Source organism: Acinetobacter sp. YH16032 (assembly GCF_013417345.1).
GTDB lineage: Bacteria > Pseudomonadota > Gammaproteobacteria > Pseudomonadales > Moraxellaceae > Acinetobacter.
The window spans coordinates 19563-36944 of the sequence record NZ_VPEE01000013.1; the positions used below are offsets into that span (position 1 = coordinate 19563).

Here is a 17382-nt window from a genome sequence, read left to right on the forward strand (position 1 = left end):
TTATGCTTTACAAATTATGCATTTGTTTCAGCAGGTACTTTTGGATAGCTTACGCCGCCCATTTGTTCAGCGATACGCAGAACTTGGCAGCTATAACCTACTTCGTTGTCGTACCATACATATGCTGTTAAACGGTTACCAGACGTAATTGTTGCTTGTGCATCAAAAACACCTGCAGTGCGTGAACCGATAAAGTCAGATGATACAACTTCAGTAGAGTTTGTATAACCAATTTGACCTTGGAGATTAGAGTTGATAGAAATTTGACGAATATATTCGTTCACTTCATCACGATCAACTTCTTTGTCTAAAGTCAGGTTAAGGATTGCTAAAGACACGTTAGGTGTTGGTACACGTACAGAGTTACCAGTTAATTTGCCTTTAAGCGCTGGAAGCGCTTTAGCAACTGCTTTAGCAGCACCCGTTTCAGTGATCACCATGTTCAACGTTGCAGCACGGCCACGACGGTCAGCTTTATGGTAGTTGTCGATCAAGTTTTGGTCGTTCGTGAACGAGTGAACTGTTTCAACGTGACCATTAATCACTGTATATTTGTCATGAAGTACTTTCAACGTCGGTGTGATCGCGTTTGTAGTACAGCTTGCAGCAGAGATGATTGTATCTTCATCAAGAATGTCAGCTTGGTTAACACCAAACACAACGTTCTTCATATCACCTTTACCAGGTGCAGTTAAGATTACACGTGCAGCGCCTGGGCATTTAAGGTGCTGAGCAAGACCTTCAGCGTCACGCCATTTACCAGTGTTATCAATCACCAATGCATTTTCAATACCATATGCAGTGTAATCCACTTCTGATGGGTTAGATGCATAGATCACTTTGATGAATTGACCATTCGCAATAATTGCTTCGTTTTCTTCATCTACAGAAATCGTACCTGCAAATGGACCATGAATAGAGTCACGACGAAGTAAAGAAGCACGTTTCTCTAAATCACCATCAGATGATTTACGAACAACAATCGCTTTAAGGTTTAGACCACGACCAAGACCAGACTGACCAATCATAAGACGTGCAAGGATACGACCAATACGACCAAAACCATAAAGCACAACATCTTTATGCTCAACAGATGCGGCATTGCCTTGTAGTGATTTAACAGCGTCAGCAACGAATGCATCTACATCGCCACCTTTTGCTTTAAATTCTACAGCAAGTTTGCCTAAATCGATTTCAGCTGTGCCGATATTTTGTACTTTAACCAATGCTTCAAGGATTGGGAAAGTATCTACAGCAGAAAGTTCAACGTCTAAAACACGTGTACGACGATGAGCTTTAAGAATTTGGATAACCGAGCGGTTAATTAAAGAGCGACCGTATACTGTAGCTACGATGTTTTTTTCACGGTATAACTGACCAACAAGGGCAATCATACGTTCCGCGAGTTCTTCACGGTTTTTCCAGCGACCTTGGTGCTCTGCATGTAGGGCAACGATAGTGTCTTTGCTCACAGATACGTCCTCTAATTAATTGTAAATCTAAGCATAAATTTCAAAACCCCATAATTGTAAAGGAATTAACTCAGAGTTGAAATGAAAACTCGTTTTATTTTTTACTAAAGCAATTTTCTCTTTGTAAAAAATATATTTTAGCAATTGAATTACAATATAATTTTTTGAGTAAATGATTTCATTTAGATATCAAATACTGATCATTAAGCCTACAAATCCAATTTCGTCACTGAGTTACAGCCTGTTCAACTAAATACTGGTGAAGCCGAAATATCCTGACTCAACATCATATTTAAATCTTCTAAATTAAAATCTTCTAAGTTTTCTGGGAGTTTGACCAATACTGGAAGCTTAGTTAAACCATTTTGCCCCGAAGGGAATGCATAATGTCGTTCAAACTCACTTGTAGCTGAAAAACTTTCAAATTCAATAAATACACTATATTTTCGATAGTTTTTAGGCACACTTAAAATATCTAGATAAGCCTGCTTCTTGATTTTCACCATGGCCAATGAAGTTTGTTGAAGTTCTTTTTCTAACTTTTCTCCAGCCACCATTCTTTTTAAAAATGAGCCTTGAACTTCAGCATAATCTCGTTTCAAACGCATCGTATGAGACAGCATTTCTCGGTAATCTTGAATATGTTGGCTTAAATCTTCTTGTAATGCATTTAACGGTTTCTTGGAGCGCTCATGCATGACTCCACGCTCATACATATTCAATGGTACAAATATTTCATCTTTACGCTTTTCAAGTAGTTTTAAATAGGCTAACAACTTGTATTCAAATAATTGGACTGAGGAATTAAAAAATAATGAAGGCTGTTGTTTAAAATCTTTATAATTCGCCAGAATATCTGAAAATATGCGATGCACACTTTTAAACAGATGCTCATATTCTTCAATATGTGATAAATGCTGTTCTAAAGCCACCACGAGAGGTTGTAGCAATTCGAGAGTCAATGCTTGCTCAATCTTCCGTAAATGCTGTTTGGCTACAAAATCACTATTATTTCCAGCCATCCCTAAATTTTGTGTCAAAAGCGGTAATATCTTCTGTTCAGCAACATCTTCAAATTCTTGCACAATTTGAATGACATCTTTATGCACTTGATGCTGAATAGTAACCATCATCTGCACGTGTTCCATATACTGTTTGATATACCCCTCTTCATTGTAACGGCGCATATCCAGAACTAACCCATTGAGATAAATTTGCTGGTTGTATTCCATTCGATCTTCAAATAAAAAACGACGGATCGAAAATGGATTTTGTTCAAACTGACTGGTTGGTGCGATGACGAATAGAAATTCAGAGGTTTTAACAATATCAAAGTGTCGAATGGACTGTTCTTTCAACAACCATTGTGCAAAAAAAGGATGCTCCATGATCGATGAGCTTCTAGGTAGAAGGGGTTTAAACCAATACCCCAATAATTGTTGCTTAATAAATACTTCTATCATAAAGCTCTTAATCTGAGCTGAAGTTAACTGACGAGTTCCAACTGGTGTTTCAAGATTTAATTCACGAATTAACTTAGCAACATCTTGCAAAAAAACCCGACGCATTAACATTTTTTCGCGTTGTAATTTTAAATTATCCTCAACAGCAATTTGGTCAATTTGATACAGCGCATTTTCCAAATAGTCCGCCACTTGTACGCAATCCGTCATCTCCTTCAACCATTGGATAGATTGACATAACTTTGCTGCAATGGAGCGCATTCTTTCACTAGAAAAACTGTGCTTTAAAATTCCCAGCGACGTCGTGACTTTATATTCGAACGTGTTATTCACACGATTCCAAAATATATCTTTAGGTTTTAGAATTTGACGATCAATTTCTTCGCGAACATCACTATCAGAATGTTGAAATATACGCTCTAAGAGTCTTTGCCAGTTTAAATCCAGACTAGGCTCCATCTGTAATAATGCTGCTCTTGTTTGGTACTGAATCATGATTATTAAATTAGAATTATTATTGATTTAATAAATTTATCACATTTTTATATTTTAGTTAATTGTGTCACAAATATTTTTAAAGAATAAGTAATTATTCTTATCATTCAGTCAAAAACTCTTATGTACAACTCATGCTTATGTAATGATATGAAACTTAGTGCTCATCTTTTTGGGCTAGACGCGATTGTAGTTTCTTATGTTGATATTGAAGTAACTTTTCATTTCTTCTTTGACGATAGAGATAAATTGTACCTTCCAAAATAAGGAGCAATACAGCAAACCAAATTGGAATATAAGTCAACCATTCTCCTGCTTCCACGCGTTCACCCATTGCTATTGATGCTCCTGCCAACAAAATTGGCTCTAAATAACTCAATAACCCAAAAATCACAAATGGAAGATATCTGCTCGCCAAGATGTAACTTCCAAGCCCTAAGGCACTTAAGCAACCTAGACCTAGTACGGCTAAAATGAGATATTTAAACTCAATAATCAGGGGCAATGTGTTTGAATAAAAAAATGCTAGAAAAATAGCAACTGGAATCACCAGCAATAAATCCCACCAGAATCCACCTAAATGATCTGTTCCAAATTTTCTTCTTAAAAAAAAGTAGATCGGATAAGCCACAGCAACATACATGGTCTCCCATGCCACAGTACCGATGCGCCAGATTTCATGGCTGACACCAAGAATTGCAAAAAACACTGCTGCAATTTGCCACTTTGAGAGCTTTTCTTTGTAAAGAACGCAACCAAAGAGAACCATCACCAGAGGCAACAAAAAATATCCTAAAGAAACCTCAAGCCCCCGACCATTGATTGGTCCCCACAAAAATAACCAGAGTTGAGTTGTACACAAAAATGAACTGATCAAGAGCCAAATTAAAATAGAGGGTTGTTTGCAAATTTTATTATAAATTTCTCGAACATATTTTAGATCACCCGACCACCACATAAACAGCGTTAAGAAAGGTAACGTGGCTAACATTCGCCAAGCAAAGGTTTGCTCGCTGTCTAGTGGTCTAAGAAAATACGTATAAAAATATAGCACCCCAAATGTCACTGATGCCATAACTGACAATGCTATACCTTTTAACATATCTGAACCTAAATTTTACCAAACGATATTATAGCTAGAATTCGTAGTAATAGATGTTGATGCATAAAAAAACCACGCCTTAGCGTGGTTCTCATCATTTTCAACATTATTTTGTTGAACCAGGTGCTTGACCCGTTTGCTTTGTACGTATCACATCGCTTAAGTCATAACCAACGGATTTAGCATAATCAAGATACTCATTCACAACTGCTTGATCAGGATTATGCGTGCGAGAAAGCACCCACATATACTTACGTTTAGGCTCACCCACAAGTACAGTTTGATAATCCTCATCCAGTTTCAGCACCCAATAATCGCCACGACCAACTGGTAACCATCGAATAGCACTCGGCAAGAAACTAACTTTCAATTTTGTATTAAATGGCTGATTTTGTACAAATGCCTCACCCACTGACTGGGTAACTTTACCGTCAGCAGTAAAACAACGGTTATCAACAGTCACATTACCATTTTCATTTAATGTATATGTCGCAGTTACATCACGATCACACTTGTTTTGGAAATAAAGTGGCTTACGTGCTACTTCATACCAAACACCTAAGTATTTATCGAGTTCAACTTTTTCAACAGTATTGAGTGGCTTGTCCTGAGCATAAACCATCGTTGCTGCCCCTAAACCAACCAATAAGGCACCACCCAATACAATCTTGCTAACATTGAAACCAGCAGATGGGAGACTCTTGATCATCTAAATAACCCCTATTTATTGAATTTGTTTGTGAGTATTCATTTACTCTTCAACAATAACGGTTATTTTTCGGCTTAATGTTACGTTATGTGATGATTTTACAGTGTTTTCTGTAAATTAAATCACTGAATTAACTGTGCTTTTAAACGCACGATCTCATCACGGAAACGCGCTGCTTGCTCAAACTGAAGCTCTTTCGAAGCTTTGAGCATTTCCTTCTCTAATTTAGCCAAATGTTTTGCCAATAGTTTTGGATCGGAAACTATATGGCGCTCATCCGCACTTAATGCACGTGCTTGTCCCGATACACTCTCATCAATTGACTCATCATCATACTCTTCACCAGTATCAATTTCTTTGATGACTTGGCGGACTGCTGAACGCGGAGTGATGCCATGTTCTAAGTTAAAATTAATTTGTTTGGTACGGCGACGCTCCGTTTCATCAATTGCTTTTTGCATTGAATCCGTAATCCGATCTGCATATAAAATAGCCTTTCCTTCAACATTTCGAGCAGCACGACCAATGGTTTGGATAAGTGAACGTTCTGAGCGTAAAAAGCCTTCTTTGTCGGCATCTAAAATTGCGACTAAAGATACCTCAGGCATGTCTAAACCTTCACGGAGTAAGTTAATTCCAATCAATGCATCGTAGACACCTGTTCGTAATTCATGAATGATCTTCACACGTTCAACAGTATCGATATCAGAGTGCAGATAAGCCACTTTGATCCCGTACTCTTTTAAATATGACGTCAAATCTTCAGCCATGCGTTTGGTTAACGTTGTGACCAAGACACGTTCATTTTTATCTTTACGTTGATTAATCTCCGAAAGGACATCGTCCACCTGAGTCAATACTGGACGAATCTCAATAACGGGGTCAATCAAACCTGTTGGACGCACCACCTGCTCGGCAATTTGTTCTGATTTTTCTAATTCATAATTGGCAGGCGTCGCACTGACATAAATTGTAGTAGGAATAATACGTTCCCACTCTTCAAACTTCATTGGTCGATTATCCAATGCACTTGGCAAGCGGAAACCATAATTCACTAGATTTTCTTTACGTGATCGATCTCCTTTATACATCGCACCAATTTGAGGAACCGTAACATGCGATTCATCAATAATAAGTAATGCATCCTCAGGCAGGTAGTCGAAAAGCGTTGGCGGGGCCTCTCCAGCTGGTCGACCTGATAAATGTCTCGAGTAATTCTCAATACCATTGGTATAACCAAGCTGTTGCATCATCTCAAGGTCATATCGAGTACGCTGTTCGATACGTTGAGCTTCAAGCAATTTATCTTCAGCTCTGAAATATGCCAAGCGCTCTTTGAGTTCTTCACGAATCGTTTCGATGGCACGCTGTAAGTTATCTTTAGGCGTCACATAGTGACTTTTTGGATAAATCGTGATTCGTGGGACTTTACGAATCATTTTTCCAGTCAAAGGATCAAACCAGCGGATCGAATCCACTTCATCATCAAATAGCTCAATCCGCACTGCATTTTGTTCTGACTCTGCGGGGAAAATATCAAGAATTTCTCCACGAATTCGATAAGTACCTCGTAAAAATTCGAGTTCATTACGCGTATATTGCATTTCTACCAATCGACGAATCAACTCATCACGGCTGACTCGATCACCTGTCACAATATGTAAGAGCATATTCATATATGCGTTAGGATCACCTAAACCATAAATGGCGGACACCGAAGCAACGATAATGGCATCCTTACGCTCAAGCAAAGCACGCGTTGCGGACAACCGCATCTGATCGATGTGATCATTAATAGCAGAATCCTTTTCAATAAAAGTATCAGATGACGGTACGTATGCTTCTGGCTGATAGTAATCGTAATAACTTACAAAATACTCAACAGCATTATGTGGAAAAAAAGCTTTAAATTCTCCATAGAGTTGAGCCGCAAGGGTTTTGTTGTGTGCCATTACAATAGTAGGACGTTGTAATTGCATAATCACATTCGCCATCGTATAGGTCTTACCAGAGCCTGTTACCCCTAATAACAATTGATCCTTAAAACCTTGTTCTACTCCTTTAACAAGTTTCTCAATCGCTTGAGGTTGATCACCTGCAGGCTCGTAATTAGTTACTAATTCAAATGGACGACTGTCACTCACTCGATAATTCTCGCTATACAGATGATGAAAATATGCAATAACACTGGTAATGCATGGCTTGCTTGCTCAAATCTTTATGATTTACTCATCTGATGATGAGGGTGAAAACCATAAATTCAATCAATTTTACTTGACCCTTACAGCAATCAATTGCACCATGAACTTAAATTGCATGTTGATGTAAAAAACTATGACTTACCAATATCACGATGAAACGATTATCAACAGTTTAAATGAAGATACAGTATTTGTATTTGGTAGTAATTTAGCAGGCACTCATGCAGGTGGTGCTGCAAAAATTGCACTTGAACATTTCGGTGCGATTAAAGGTGCTGGCCGCGGATGGGCTGGACAGAGCTATGCAATACCCACCATGAATGAGCATTTGCAACAAATGCCTCTATCCCAGATTGAACACTACATCAATGATTTTAAGATCTATACAAAAAACCACCCCAAGATTAAGTATTTTATTACAGCCGTTGGTTGTGGTGTAGCAGGTTACAAAGTTGCTGAAATAGCCCCCATGTTCAAAGGTATATCAAAAAATGTGATTTTCCCGATTTCGTTTAAACCTTTCGTTGAACGAACCTTTCCTAAATTAAACCAACCTTTATTACATGCCATTTTTTCTTCCGAACTACTGTTCGCGGATTCTTTAGAAACGGCATTTGAGCAACTTAATTTAAATGAATCTGAAAAGAAACTAGCCAATATTTTGATTGAAACGCCGATGTTCCCCGTGGATAGTAATGGACGTGAACGCATATTTGAAATCGAAGATATCCTCTATCATCTAAAAGATCAAACCTTCCAATATGAACCGAAGTCCGATCGTGCATTCATGATGGGTGGTGTGGTATTGGCTTTACTTGAACTCTACCAAATTAATGAACAAGATTTTGTTGATGTTTGGCAAGGGCTTAAGTCAATTTCTGCGCCAAAACCTGAGCATCGAGCAAAAAAATCAGTTTAATAAGATGTTGATTTTATAAGATTCATTCACTTATATTGTATAAATGAATGAATTTTAAACACCAAGGCTCGCATCTATGGATCATTTAGATCTGACCATCTTTGATTTATCTCCAATTGCGATGTGGCTACAAGACTTCAGCGGTGTTAAACAAATTTTCGAACAATGGACTGCTGAAGGTATTGAAGATATTGAAGCATATTTAATGGAGGATCACAGTCGTCTCCACCTTTGCTTGAGTACGATTCATACCTTACGTGTTAACCAAAGTACGCTTAAACTGTATGAAGCAAAAAACTTAGAAGAAATTTTAGAAAGTTTTCAGAAGTTCCTTCATCCTGAAGTCAGCACTTTCCAAATCCAATTTTTTGTATCAGTTTGGAAGAATACTGAACATCATATTCCAGTGATCAATTATACGACCAATGGAAAGCGTTTAGATGTTCAATTACGCGGTATGAAATTAAAAGGTTATGAGGATAATTGGAAATGCCTACTCATGACCACCGAAGATATTTCCCAATATCAAAAAGCACGTCATTTTGCCGAATCTTTATTTACTTATAATCCAACAGCACTATGGATCATGGATTTTAGCCAAATTAAAAAAAGATTTGAGCTGCTCCGTTTGCAAAACATTGAGAATTTAGACCAACACATTCATCAACATCCAGAATTTGTTGTGGAATGCTTTGAGCAAATAAATTTCATTGATGTCAATGAAGCGGCGCTCAAACTTTTTGCTGTGAAAGATAAATCTCAATTTTTACATCATTCTCATGATTTATTTGATATTAAACGTTTGGAAAATTTTAAAAGCCAGTTACTACAATTGTGGAATCATGAAGAATATCAACAGCGAGAAAGTAGTTTCTACAACGCGAATGGAGAACAAATCTTCGTTTTAGAACAATTAAATATTTTTCCACATAATTTAGATGATTGGGCGGTGATACAAGTCGCCCTTACAGATATCACTGAGCGAAAAAAATTAGAAAATCACTTACATTATTTGGGTCAACATGACATTTTAACTGATTTACATAACAGAACTTATTTTAATGAAGAAATTGAACGGATTGAGCAACTTGATCTCTATCCAGTGTCTTGTATTTACATTGACATGAACGGTTTAAAAATCATCAATGATCAGTTCGGACATGATGTCGGTGATCAGTATCTAAAAAACTTTGCCGAAATTCTTCAATTTGTCACTCACAAAAAAGATTTTTCAATTTCTAGAATAGGTGGCGATGAATTTGTATTATTGATGCCTCATGCCGATGTTGAGCAAGTTAAAATCCTTGTTCATGATCTTGAAACTCAAATACATCAACATAATCTAGATCACCCTCATCTTTCTATCAGCGTTTCACTCGGACATGCCACAAGACTTAAAGGCGAAACCTTAGAAGATATGTTACGCCGTGCAGATAAATGCATGTATATTAACAAGCATCATTTTTATCAAAATAAAAATCTAACGAATTGAGCTCAACGTTAGCTTAGCTTAGCTTAAAAAAGTGTCTTAAATCACGTAAATAATAAAAAATTTGAATTTTATATCAAAATAATTTAGTGCTATATTATCCACAATTTATTGTTTTAAAAGAAAAGTTCAAGGATAGTTATGGAGATACTTGATTCATCAATTTTTGATTTATCTCCTATCCCAATGTGGTTGGAAGATTTTAGTGCCATTCAAACCATCTTTAACCAATGGCGTAGTGATGGGGTTACTGATTTAGCTTTACATCTGCAGCAAAATCCAGATCTTGTGACTTTATGCGCACATCAAATTAAGATTGTTAAAGTAAATCAAAAAACACTCGATCTTTTTGAAGCACAAAGCCTTAAACATCTCACCCAAAATTTAAGCACCATTTTCCAACATCAAATGTTTGATGCACATGTAGCGGAATTAGTTGCACTTTGGAAGGGTGAATTAGAGTTTACAAGTACAACCACTAATTTCACCTTGAGTGGTCAACCCTTAGACATAAAACTGCGAGCTGTCGTTTTACCTGGTTCAGAACAAAGTTTAGACCGTATTTTGCTTACTACAGAAGATATTAGTGGTTATATGCAAGCTCGGCGTTTAGAAGAAAAAAATCGTCGATTAGCTGAAGCAAGATTTAGTTATTCACCCACATCATTATGGGTTGAAGACTTTAGTCGCATTAAATTAAGACTCGATCATCTTAAATCAATTGGTATTGATGATTTCAGAACTTTTTTAGATGTGCATCAAGATTTCGTACAACAATGCATTGAAGACATTGTATTACTAGATGTCAATCAAGCAACATTGGATTTATTCAAGGCATCGACGAAATCTGATTTATTTCAAAATCTAAAAAAGGTTTTCTCAAAAGAAATGCATCAAACTTTTAAGGAACAATTAATCGAACTATGGAATGGGAAAATTCATCATAGTCGTGAAGCAATCAACTACGCTTTGGATGGTTCAATTCGTTATGTTTTACTTCAATTCACTGTGTTTCCAGGTTATGAAGAAGATTGGGGACTTGTACAACTTGCCCTAACGGACATTACAGCGCGAAAAAAAGCTGAGAGCTATTTAGAATATTTAGGTAAACACGACGTTTTAACCAAACTCAAAAATCGCTCGTTCTACACTGAAGAAATCCACCGATTAGAACGCGCACTTATTCGCCCAGTTTCTGCAATTTTTCTTGATATGAATGGCCTTAAACCGATTAATGATCACTTTGGTCATGATGCAGGTGATGAGATTTTACGCAGAATGGGTAATATCTTAAGTAGAACGATTCACAATACCAGTTATACAGCCTCTCGAATTGGAGGTGATGAATTTGTTATCTTGATGCAAGGTGCAAATGAAACTACCGTTCAGTCGACGATTTTGACCATTCAAAAATTATTGAATATCGATAATCAATATTATTCTAACCATATCATCAGTGCATCAATGGGATTTGCTACAAGCCTTGAGAATGAAACAATTGAGGATATGTTAAAGCGTGCAGATCAATCCATGTATGATCATAAGAGACAATACTACAAATATTTATCCAATAAAAATCAATAGTTTATAATATTTATATTTTTAGATCATACATTTTATTTGCTCTTGAAACACTAGTCATTGCACTGGTGTTTTTTTTTTGAAAAAATCAATCTTATTCAGTTCTCATATAAGCTTTACTATATTTTTCATTAAATTATGACAAAAAATTCATGATCTTGTCTAACAAAAGCAATTGATTTTAAATTAATAAAATGTGATTCTCATCACACTTTAATCACGAATAATGATTAAAAACACTTTATTTTTATAAGAGACTATAACAATGGCTTTGTTCAATTATAAATCATTCGATTACTTACCTAACTTTAAATTAAGTTCAGTTCTCTCAATTCCAGCTCAACTCGTTGGTAATGGTCTAATCGCTGCCACCAATGCTGTGAATACTGTTCTTGATGTAGTTTCTCCTATTGGTTTAGCAGGTAATGCTTTACTTGGCAAACCCTTCGAAGCAGTGCACGAACTTGGTGATAAAATTATTGATGCAGCTTCAGATGCAGTGAATTCAGTGGGTAAAGCACTTGGTGCAACCATCGAACCGAATGACACTCATCATAAAAATGAGTGGGAAGACAAAGAACTCAGCTTAGATAACATTTTAAGCCTTCCTGGGGATTTAATTGGAAACACCATTATCGGTGCAACCAATATTGCCAATGATATTCTTGATGCTGCTGCACCGATTGCTATTGCAGGAAATGCGCTAATCCCTGGTTTTGATGTTGTTCATAAAGCAGGTGATACGATTATTGATGCTGTCTCTGATGTGGCTCATGACATTGGCTCAGCGATTGGCGGGACTATTGAACCTAAAGATACGCATTATGATAATGAATGGTCTCAAGAGCTTCCATCAGCTACTGAAAACCTAAAATCAATTGTGAATACAGTTGCAAATCAAGTTGAAAATGCACTTGAACCTATTTTCGATTATGTTCCTGATTTCAAATTTAGCTCAGTACTTTCTATTCCAGCTCAGTTACTAGGTAATGGTTTAGTCACAACAACAAATTTAGTCAATACAGTTTTAGATGTGGCTTCTCCTATTGGCCTAGCAGGTAATGCTCTACTTGGTAAACCATTTGAAGTTGTTCATGAGTTAGGTGACCGCATTATCGATGCAGCATCGAATTTACTCAGTGGTGCTGGTGAAGCCCTCGGCTCAAATGTAGAAGCAAAAGATACACACCACAAAAATGAATGGAAAGATGGCGAACTTAGCCTTGATTCAATTTTAAAAATTCCAAGTGAGCTGGTTGGAAATTTGATTATCGGCAAAGATGGCATCGTGAATGATTTATTAGATAGCGTTGCGCCATTGGTTAAAGTTGGTGATAAATTCATTCCTGGTTTCGAAGAAATTCATAAAGCCGGTGATGCAATCATTGATCAAATTTCAGACATTATCGTAAATATTGGTAAGGATATTGGTGCCACTCTTCCACCTTCAGACTCACATTTTGATCGAGAATGGGGGCAACCAAAACAACCAGATCAATCTAATCCATCAGATGACGGTCGTCCTAAATTCTACAAAATTGACAATCAATTCAGTTACCGCGTAAGTGAATCTGCATTTAAACAAGTTCAAGAACTATATAACAAGTTTATCTCATCTGGTTCTTTACAAGGTAAAAATTTCTGGCGCCCTATTTATACCGTGATCAAAGAAGATTTAGCATCAAATGACGCAGTTGATCAGGGTACTAAAAACTGGTTAAAAGTTGCTGAAGCTGTTGCAATAGCTGATCCTCAGAGCTTCCTTTATCAATATGTTCGCTTAGGAACAGGTAAATCACTTGCAGATAAAGGCATCTATATTACGGATGAACAATTCTGGCAAGCATCAAATGTATTGATCAAAACTTTAGCTGACAATTTCTTGAATGGCGTTAAAAATGCTGATGGCGAGACTGTTGTTCCAGCAGGATATTTACCAAGCTCTGATGGTAAGTTTGGATTGGTACTTATGGATGCAACGCAAGCTCTTGAAAACTTGGGTGGCGAGCTAGGTGATTGGACAGGTATCACACCATTAAGTATTCTTGATCACTATTTAGGTGTTGATACTTCACAATTGAATGGTGGTGATAGCCGTCCGTTTACTTGGTATTTAGAGCTATTGGGTGATGTAGTTAAAGCCAACTTAAAAGCTGGTGCGAGTATCTTTGATGTTGTGAATCAGATCGTGACTGAGGGCTTAAACTTCGTTGGACAATTCATCAAAGGTGAAATATTTGATGATGGCTTCTCTTCACGTGATCAACTTGTAAATACATTGACTCAACTTGCTTACGCATATGCAGGTGATTTGGCTGGTTCTGTAGCTGTAGCGACAAACTTATTTAATCCTAACACCAACATTATTACCACTTACTCAGTTTTCGGACGTACCTTAAACGGTAAAGATGGTAATGACATCATAAAAGGCGGTGTCGGCAACGATACGCTTGTAGGTGGTAAAGGTGATGACTTGCTCTTTGGTGGTTGGGGCAATGACATTCTAAAAGGTGGTGAAGGTATCAATGTCCTCGTAGGTGGTCGTGGTGACGATACCTATTATGTACAATCAAAATATGACTTCGTACTTGAACACAACTATGAAGGTACAGACACTGTCATTAGTTCTGCAGATCAGTATCAATTAACCGAAAATATTGAAAACCTTACGCTGATCAATCCAATCAAAGAACTTTTGATTGCTGGATCAGAAATTCAACAAAGTGGTACGGGTAACCAATCTGACAACATTATCACAGGTAGCAAATTCGTAAATAACGAATTAAAAGGCCTCGCTGGAGATGACACCTTAATCGCAAACGGGGGTCTAATTAACATCTTAAATGGTGGTATTGGTAACGACAAATTGTATGGCGATCTTGGTAACGAGACATACTATTTTGATCAAGGCTTTGGAGTAGATACAATCTATGAAAAAGGTGGTCAAAATACCATTCAATTTGGTGCTGGTATCTCAATTGATGATTTACTCGTTCAAGACTCTGGGAATGATCGTATCATCAAACTTAAAGATTCAGCTGATCAAATCACTATTAAAGATTGGGCAAAAGGTGAAGCACATCAAGTTGAATCAATCGTATTTAAAGACGGTTCTACATTCAACTTACTGACTCTAGATCAAAACTTAAGTTACGTGTAATTCTTAACCGCAAAAAAATAGGTGCTTAAAGCACCTATTTTTTATCTTTTACCCATTGAGCGACGTGTACCACGTGGCGGCATCCATGTGCGATCAGCATAGCGCTGAGGCTTTGGACGTAGATCTTCGATTTCTTCATCAGCTTGCTTTGCGTCATTCACTTGCTTGATAGGAAATGGAAGATTCACTACAGGCTTCTTTTTGGGAGAATTTTCCGAACTCATTTGAGACTACTCATTTCAATCTAACGCTATTGTACGGAAATTTGTTTTTTTATGCGACCCACGTTGTTTAATGTGGATATGTATCATTGCATTAAAATTCGGTGAATTTCGTGATTTTTTGCTAATTTGCCTAGATATTGGACGACTAAAACATTCAATTTAAGCTAAGATAGTGTGCTTTTTATTTTTTAATCCCTATAAGAAGGAATACTGCCGTGGACGTACGTCTCTCTGATCGTGTCAATGCCATCAAACCGTCCCCAACGCTTGCTGTGACCAATAAAGCTGCAGAACTTAAAGCTGCTGGTAAAAACGTTATTGGTTTAGGTGCAGGCGAACCGGATTTCGATACACCACAACACATCAAAGATGCAGCAATTGCAGCGATTAACAACGGTTTTACTAAATACACCGCAGTTGACGGTACGCCAGGTCTTAAAAAAGCAATTATCGCTAAATTAAAACGTGATAATAACCTTGATTATGCTGCTAACCAGATTCTCGTTTCTTGTGGCGGTAAGCAATCATTCTTTAACCTTGCGCTTGCATTGTTAAATAAAGGCGATGAAGTAATCATCCCTGCTCCATTCTGGGTAAGCTATCCAGATATGGTGATTATCGCAGAAGGTGTGCCAGTTATTGTTAAATGTGGTGAAGAACAACGTTTCAAAATCACACCAGCTCAATTAGAAGCTGCAATTACTGATAAAACTCGCCTAGTTGTTTTAAACAGCCCTTCTAACCCAACAGGTATGATTTATACCAAAGAAGAATTAGAAGCATTAGCTGAAGTTCTTCGTAAATATCCTGAAGTATATGTTGCTTCTGATGATATGTACGAACCAATTCGTTGGGACGACGAGTTTTATAACATTGCTACAGTTGCACCAGATCTTTACGATCGCGTAATCGTTCTCAACGGTGTATCTAAAGCATATGCAATGACAGGTTGGCGTATCGGCTATGCAGCAGGTCCTGTTAAATTAATCGGCGCAATGAAGAAAATTCAATCACAATCTACTTCTAACCCAACTTCAATTTCGCAAGTTGCGGCAGAAGCTGCATTGAATGGTCCTCAAGATGTACTTAAACCAATGATTGAAGCTTTCAAACGCCGTCATGATTTGGTTGTTAATGGCTTGAATGATATCAAAGGCATTACATGCTTACCTGCTGACGGTGCATTCTATGCTTATGCAAACATTCGTCCATTGATCCGTGCAAAAGGTTTAAAATCTTGCACAGAATTCTCTGCATGGTTATTGGAAGAAACTGGTGTTGCGGTTGTTCCTGGTGATGCATTCGGTTTAGGCGGTTATATGCGTATTTCATATGCAACAGCAGATGAAGTATTGGTTGATGCGCTTGAACGTATCAAAAAAGCAGCTGACTCAATCGAAGGCGTAGATGCAGCAATTGCTTCTATCGCAGCTGAAAAATAATCTGATAAATTAATCAGATCAAAAACCCGCGATTTTCGCGGGTTTTTTTTATTAAATCTAAACCCCTTCATGCACCTACATAACCCAATACGCAACATAAAACCTTTTGGTTAATTCGCTCACTGAAGCGGAAAAAGTGTGCTTTTAGGATTGGATAAAAGTCAGAGATTTTTTAAAAAGCAACTCAAACATGATCCAACAGTTGTCTAAGTAGCCCGCTGATAAATTAAGCTTTATACACTATTCATAGTATCGATAGCCCAATCTGAAACATCATATTTATCACTGAAAAATCCCATTTATAGATATGCTTTGCACCATCATATAGAAGATAAAACCGATCTAAACAACCACAATATAGGATTTAATTAATAAAAAAAACTTCTAGAAACACCAATTCACCCTACTAAAGAAGATAAAATGACACAGGCTAACTTGGACTATATTTAAAAAAAATCAATTCATTCAACAATTTCAGATTTGACTTGTGAAAATTTGCCTAAACTGCAAGCTGTTTATTAAACAAATGCTTTGAAGGACGAGAACAACTTAGGCATTCAACATAATATTTAAGTGGTGACTTTAATAAAATCTCGCTCACCGCATTCGACTCATTTACCCAAGCAAACGATTTATTCGTGCCAAGAATGGCATTCCCTTTTATGGAGTAGATATAGAGTTTATTTACGTTAGGTGTTAAGTCATTTGCTGCCAAATATTGTTCAAGCGTGCATGATTGATCGTAATCAACAGACCATTTTTCAGAAAACCACAGCTGTAATAGCTCACCCAAAACCAGATGATGTTTTTTAAAAGGAAATACATCAATTACCGCGCCCTCTACTTCAATAAAATAAGAACTAGGCGAATTCAAGATAGACAGGTAATTTTGTTTATAGAATTCAAGATTGGAAAAGATCTGAGAAATGGTAAGCGTATTCATTCGCTTTCTCCTATTTTAGCCATTTAGTGCTGGCAAGTTGGTATAAATCCACACTGCTTAAAACTCTGTTTCAAGCGCTCTGTTGTTAAATAAATCTAACAAGCTCATTCTAAATTGGCAAGTAAATTTTAAAAAAACATTTTATTTGAGCAAATAAACAACATGCGGCTCAAAAGTGACAA

The 17382-nt window shown here is 37.1% G+C and carries 12 protein-coding genes; 5 read left to right on the forward strand and 7 right to left on the reverse strand.

The features are described from left to right. Positions 1 to 14: 14 nt before the first annotated feature. From FTV32_RS08645 to uvrB, 5 genes are all read right to left on the reverse strand, one after another. The gene (locus tag FTV32_RS08645; RefSeq protein WP_180028420.1) at positions 15 to 1472 is read right to left on the reverse strand and encodes a glyceraldehyde-3-phosphate dehydrogenase; all 1458 of its coding nucleotides are present in this window, start codon (positions 1470 to 1472) and stop codon (positions 15 to 17) included. 245 nt (positions 1473 to 1717) lie between these two features. After that, positions 1718 to 3430 (reverse strand): hypothetical protein, encoded by a 1713-nt coding sequence (locus FTV32_RS08650; protein WP_180028421.1) that lies wholly within the window; start codon positions 3428 to 3430, stop codon positions 1718 to 1720. Between the two features lie 157 nt (positions 3431 to 3587). Further along, positions 3588 to 4532, reverse strand: a complete 945-nt coding sequence (gene rarD / locus FTV32_RS08655) for an EamA family transporter RarD (RefSeq protein WP_180028422.1) — start codon at positions 4530 to 4532, stop codon at positions 3588 to 3590. Positions 4533 to 4638: 106 nt separating this feature from the next. After that, complete coding sequence (locus tag FTV32_RS08660; RefSeq protein WP_180028423.1) at positions 4639 to 5241, reverse strand: lipocalin family protein; 603 nt, start codon at positions 5239 to 5241, stop codon at positions 4639 to 4641. 122 nt (positions 5242 to 5363) lie between these two features. Continuing rightward, entirely contained in the window at positions 5364 to 7385 is a 2022-nt protein-coding gene (gene uvrB / locus FTV32_RS08665) for an excinuclease ABC subunit UvrB (RefSeq protein WP_180028424.1), read from the reverse strand. A 190-nt stretch (positions 7386 to 7575) separates the two neighbouring features. Here uvrB and FTV32_RS08670 point away from each other — a divergent pair, with 190 nt between their 5' ends. The 4 genes from FTV32_RS08670 (at position 7576) to FTV32_RS08685 (ending at position 14591) form a co-directional block, all read left to right on the forward strand. Further along, positions 7576 to 8361 carry a hypothetical protein gene (locus FTV32_RS08670; RefSeq protein ID WP_180028425.1) on the forward strand — a complete coding sequence of 262 codons (786 nt, stop codon included), beginning with the start codon at positions 7576 to 7578 and terminating at the stop codon, positions 8359 to 8361. Between the two features lie 76 nt (positions 8362 to 8437). After that, on the forward strand, positions 8438 to 9853 hold the full coding sequence (locus tag FTV32_RS08675) for a sensor domain-containing diguanylate cyclase (protein WP_180028426.1): 1416 nt from the start codon (positions 8438 to 8440) through the stop codon (positions 9851 to 9853). 138 nt (positions 9854 to 9991) lie between these two features. After that, positions 9992 to 11434 (forward strand): sensor domain-containing diguanylate cyclase, encoded by a 1443-nt coding sequence (locus FTV32_RS08680; protein WP_180028427.1) that lies wholly within the window; start codon positions 9992 to 9994, stop codon positions 11432 to 11434. A gap of 262 nt (positions 11435 to 11696) precedes the next feature. Then, positions 11697 to 14591 (forward strand): calcium-binding protein, encoded by a 2895-nt coding sequence (locus tag FTV32_RS08685; RefSeq protein ID WP_180028428.1) that lies wholly within the window; start codon positions 11697 to 11699, stop codon positions 14589 to 14591. 41 nt (positions 14592 to 14632) lie between these two features. Here FTV32_RS08685 and FTV32_RS08690 read toward each other — a convergent pair whose 3' ends face one another. Next, positions 14633 to 14815, reverse strand: a complete 183-nt coding sequence (locus tag FTV32_RS08690; protein ID WP_179997905.1) for a hypothetical protein — start codon at positions 14813 to 14815, stop codon at positions 14633 to 14635. Between the two features lie 215 nt (positions 14816 to 15030). Between FTV32_RS08690 and FTV32_RS08695 the strand changes: the two genes are divergently transcribed. Beyond that, positions 15031 to 16257 carry a pyridoxal phosphate-dependent aminotransferase gene (locus FTV32_RS08695; protein WP_180028429.1) on the forward strand — a complete coding sequence of 409 codons (1227 nt, stop codon included), beginning with the start codon at positions 15031 to 15033 and terminating at the stop codon, positions 16255 to 16257. 499 nt (positions 16258 to 16756) lie between these two features. On the opposite strand, the gene FTV32_RS08700 is transcribed toward FTV32_RS08695, so the two are convergent. Continuing rightward, entirely contained in the window at positions 16757 to 17200 is a 444-nt protein-coding gene (locus FTV32_RS08700; RefSeq protein ID WP_092767055.1) for a hypothetical protein, read from the reverse strand. Positions 17201 to 17382 lie beyond the last annotated feature (182 nt).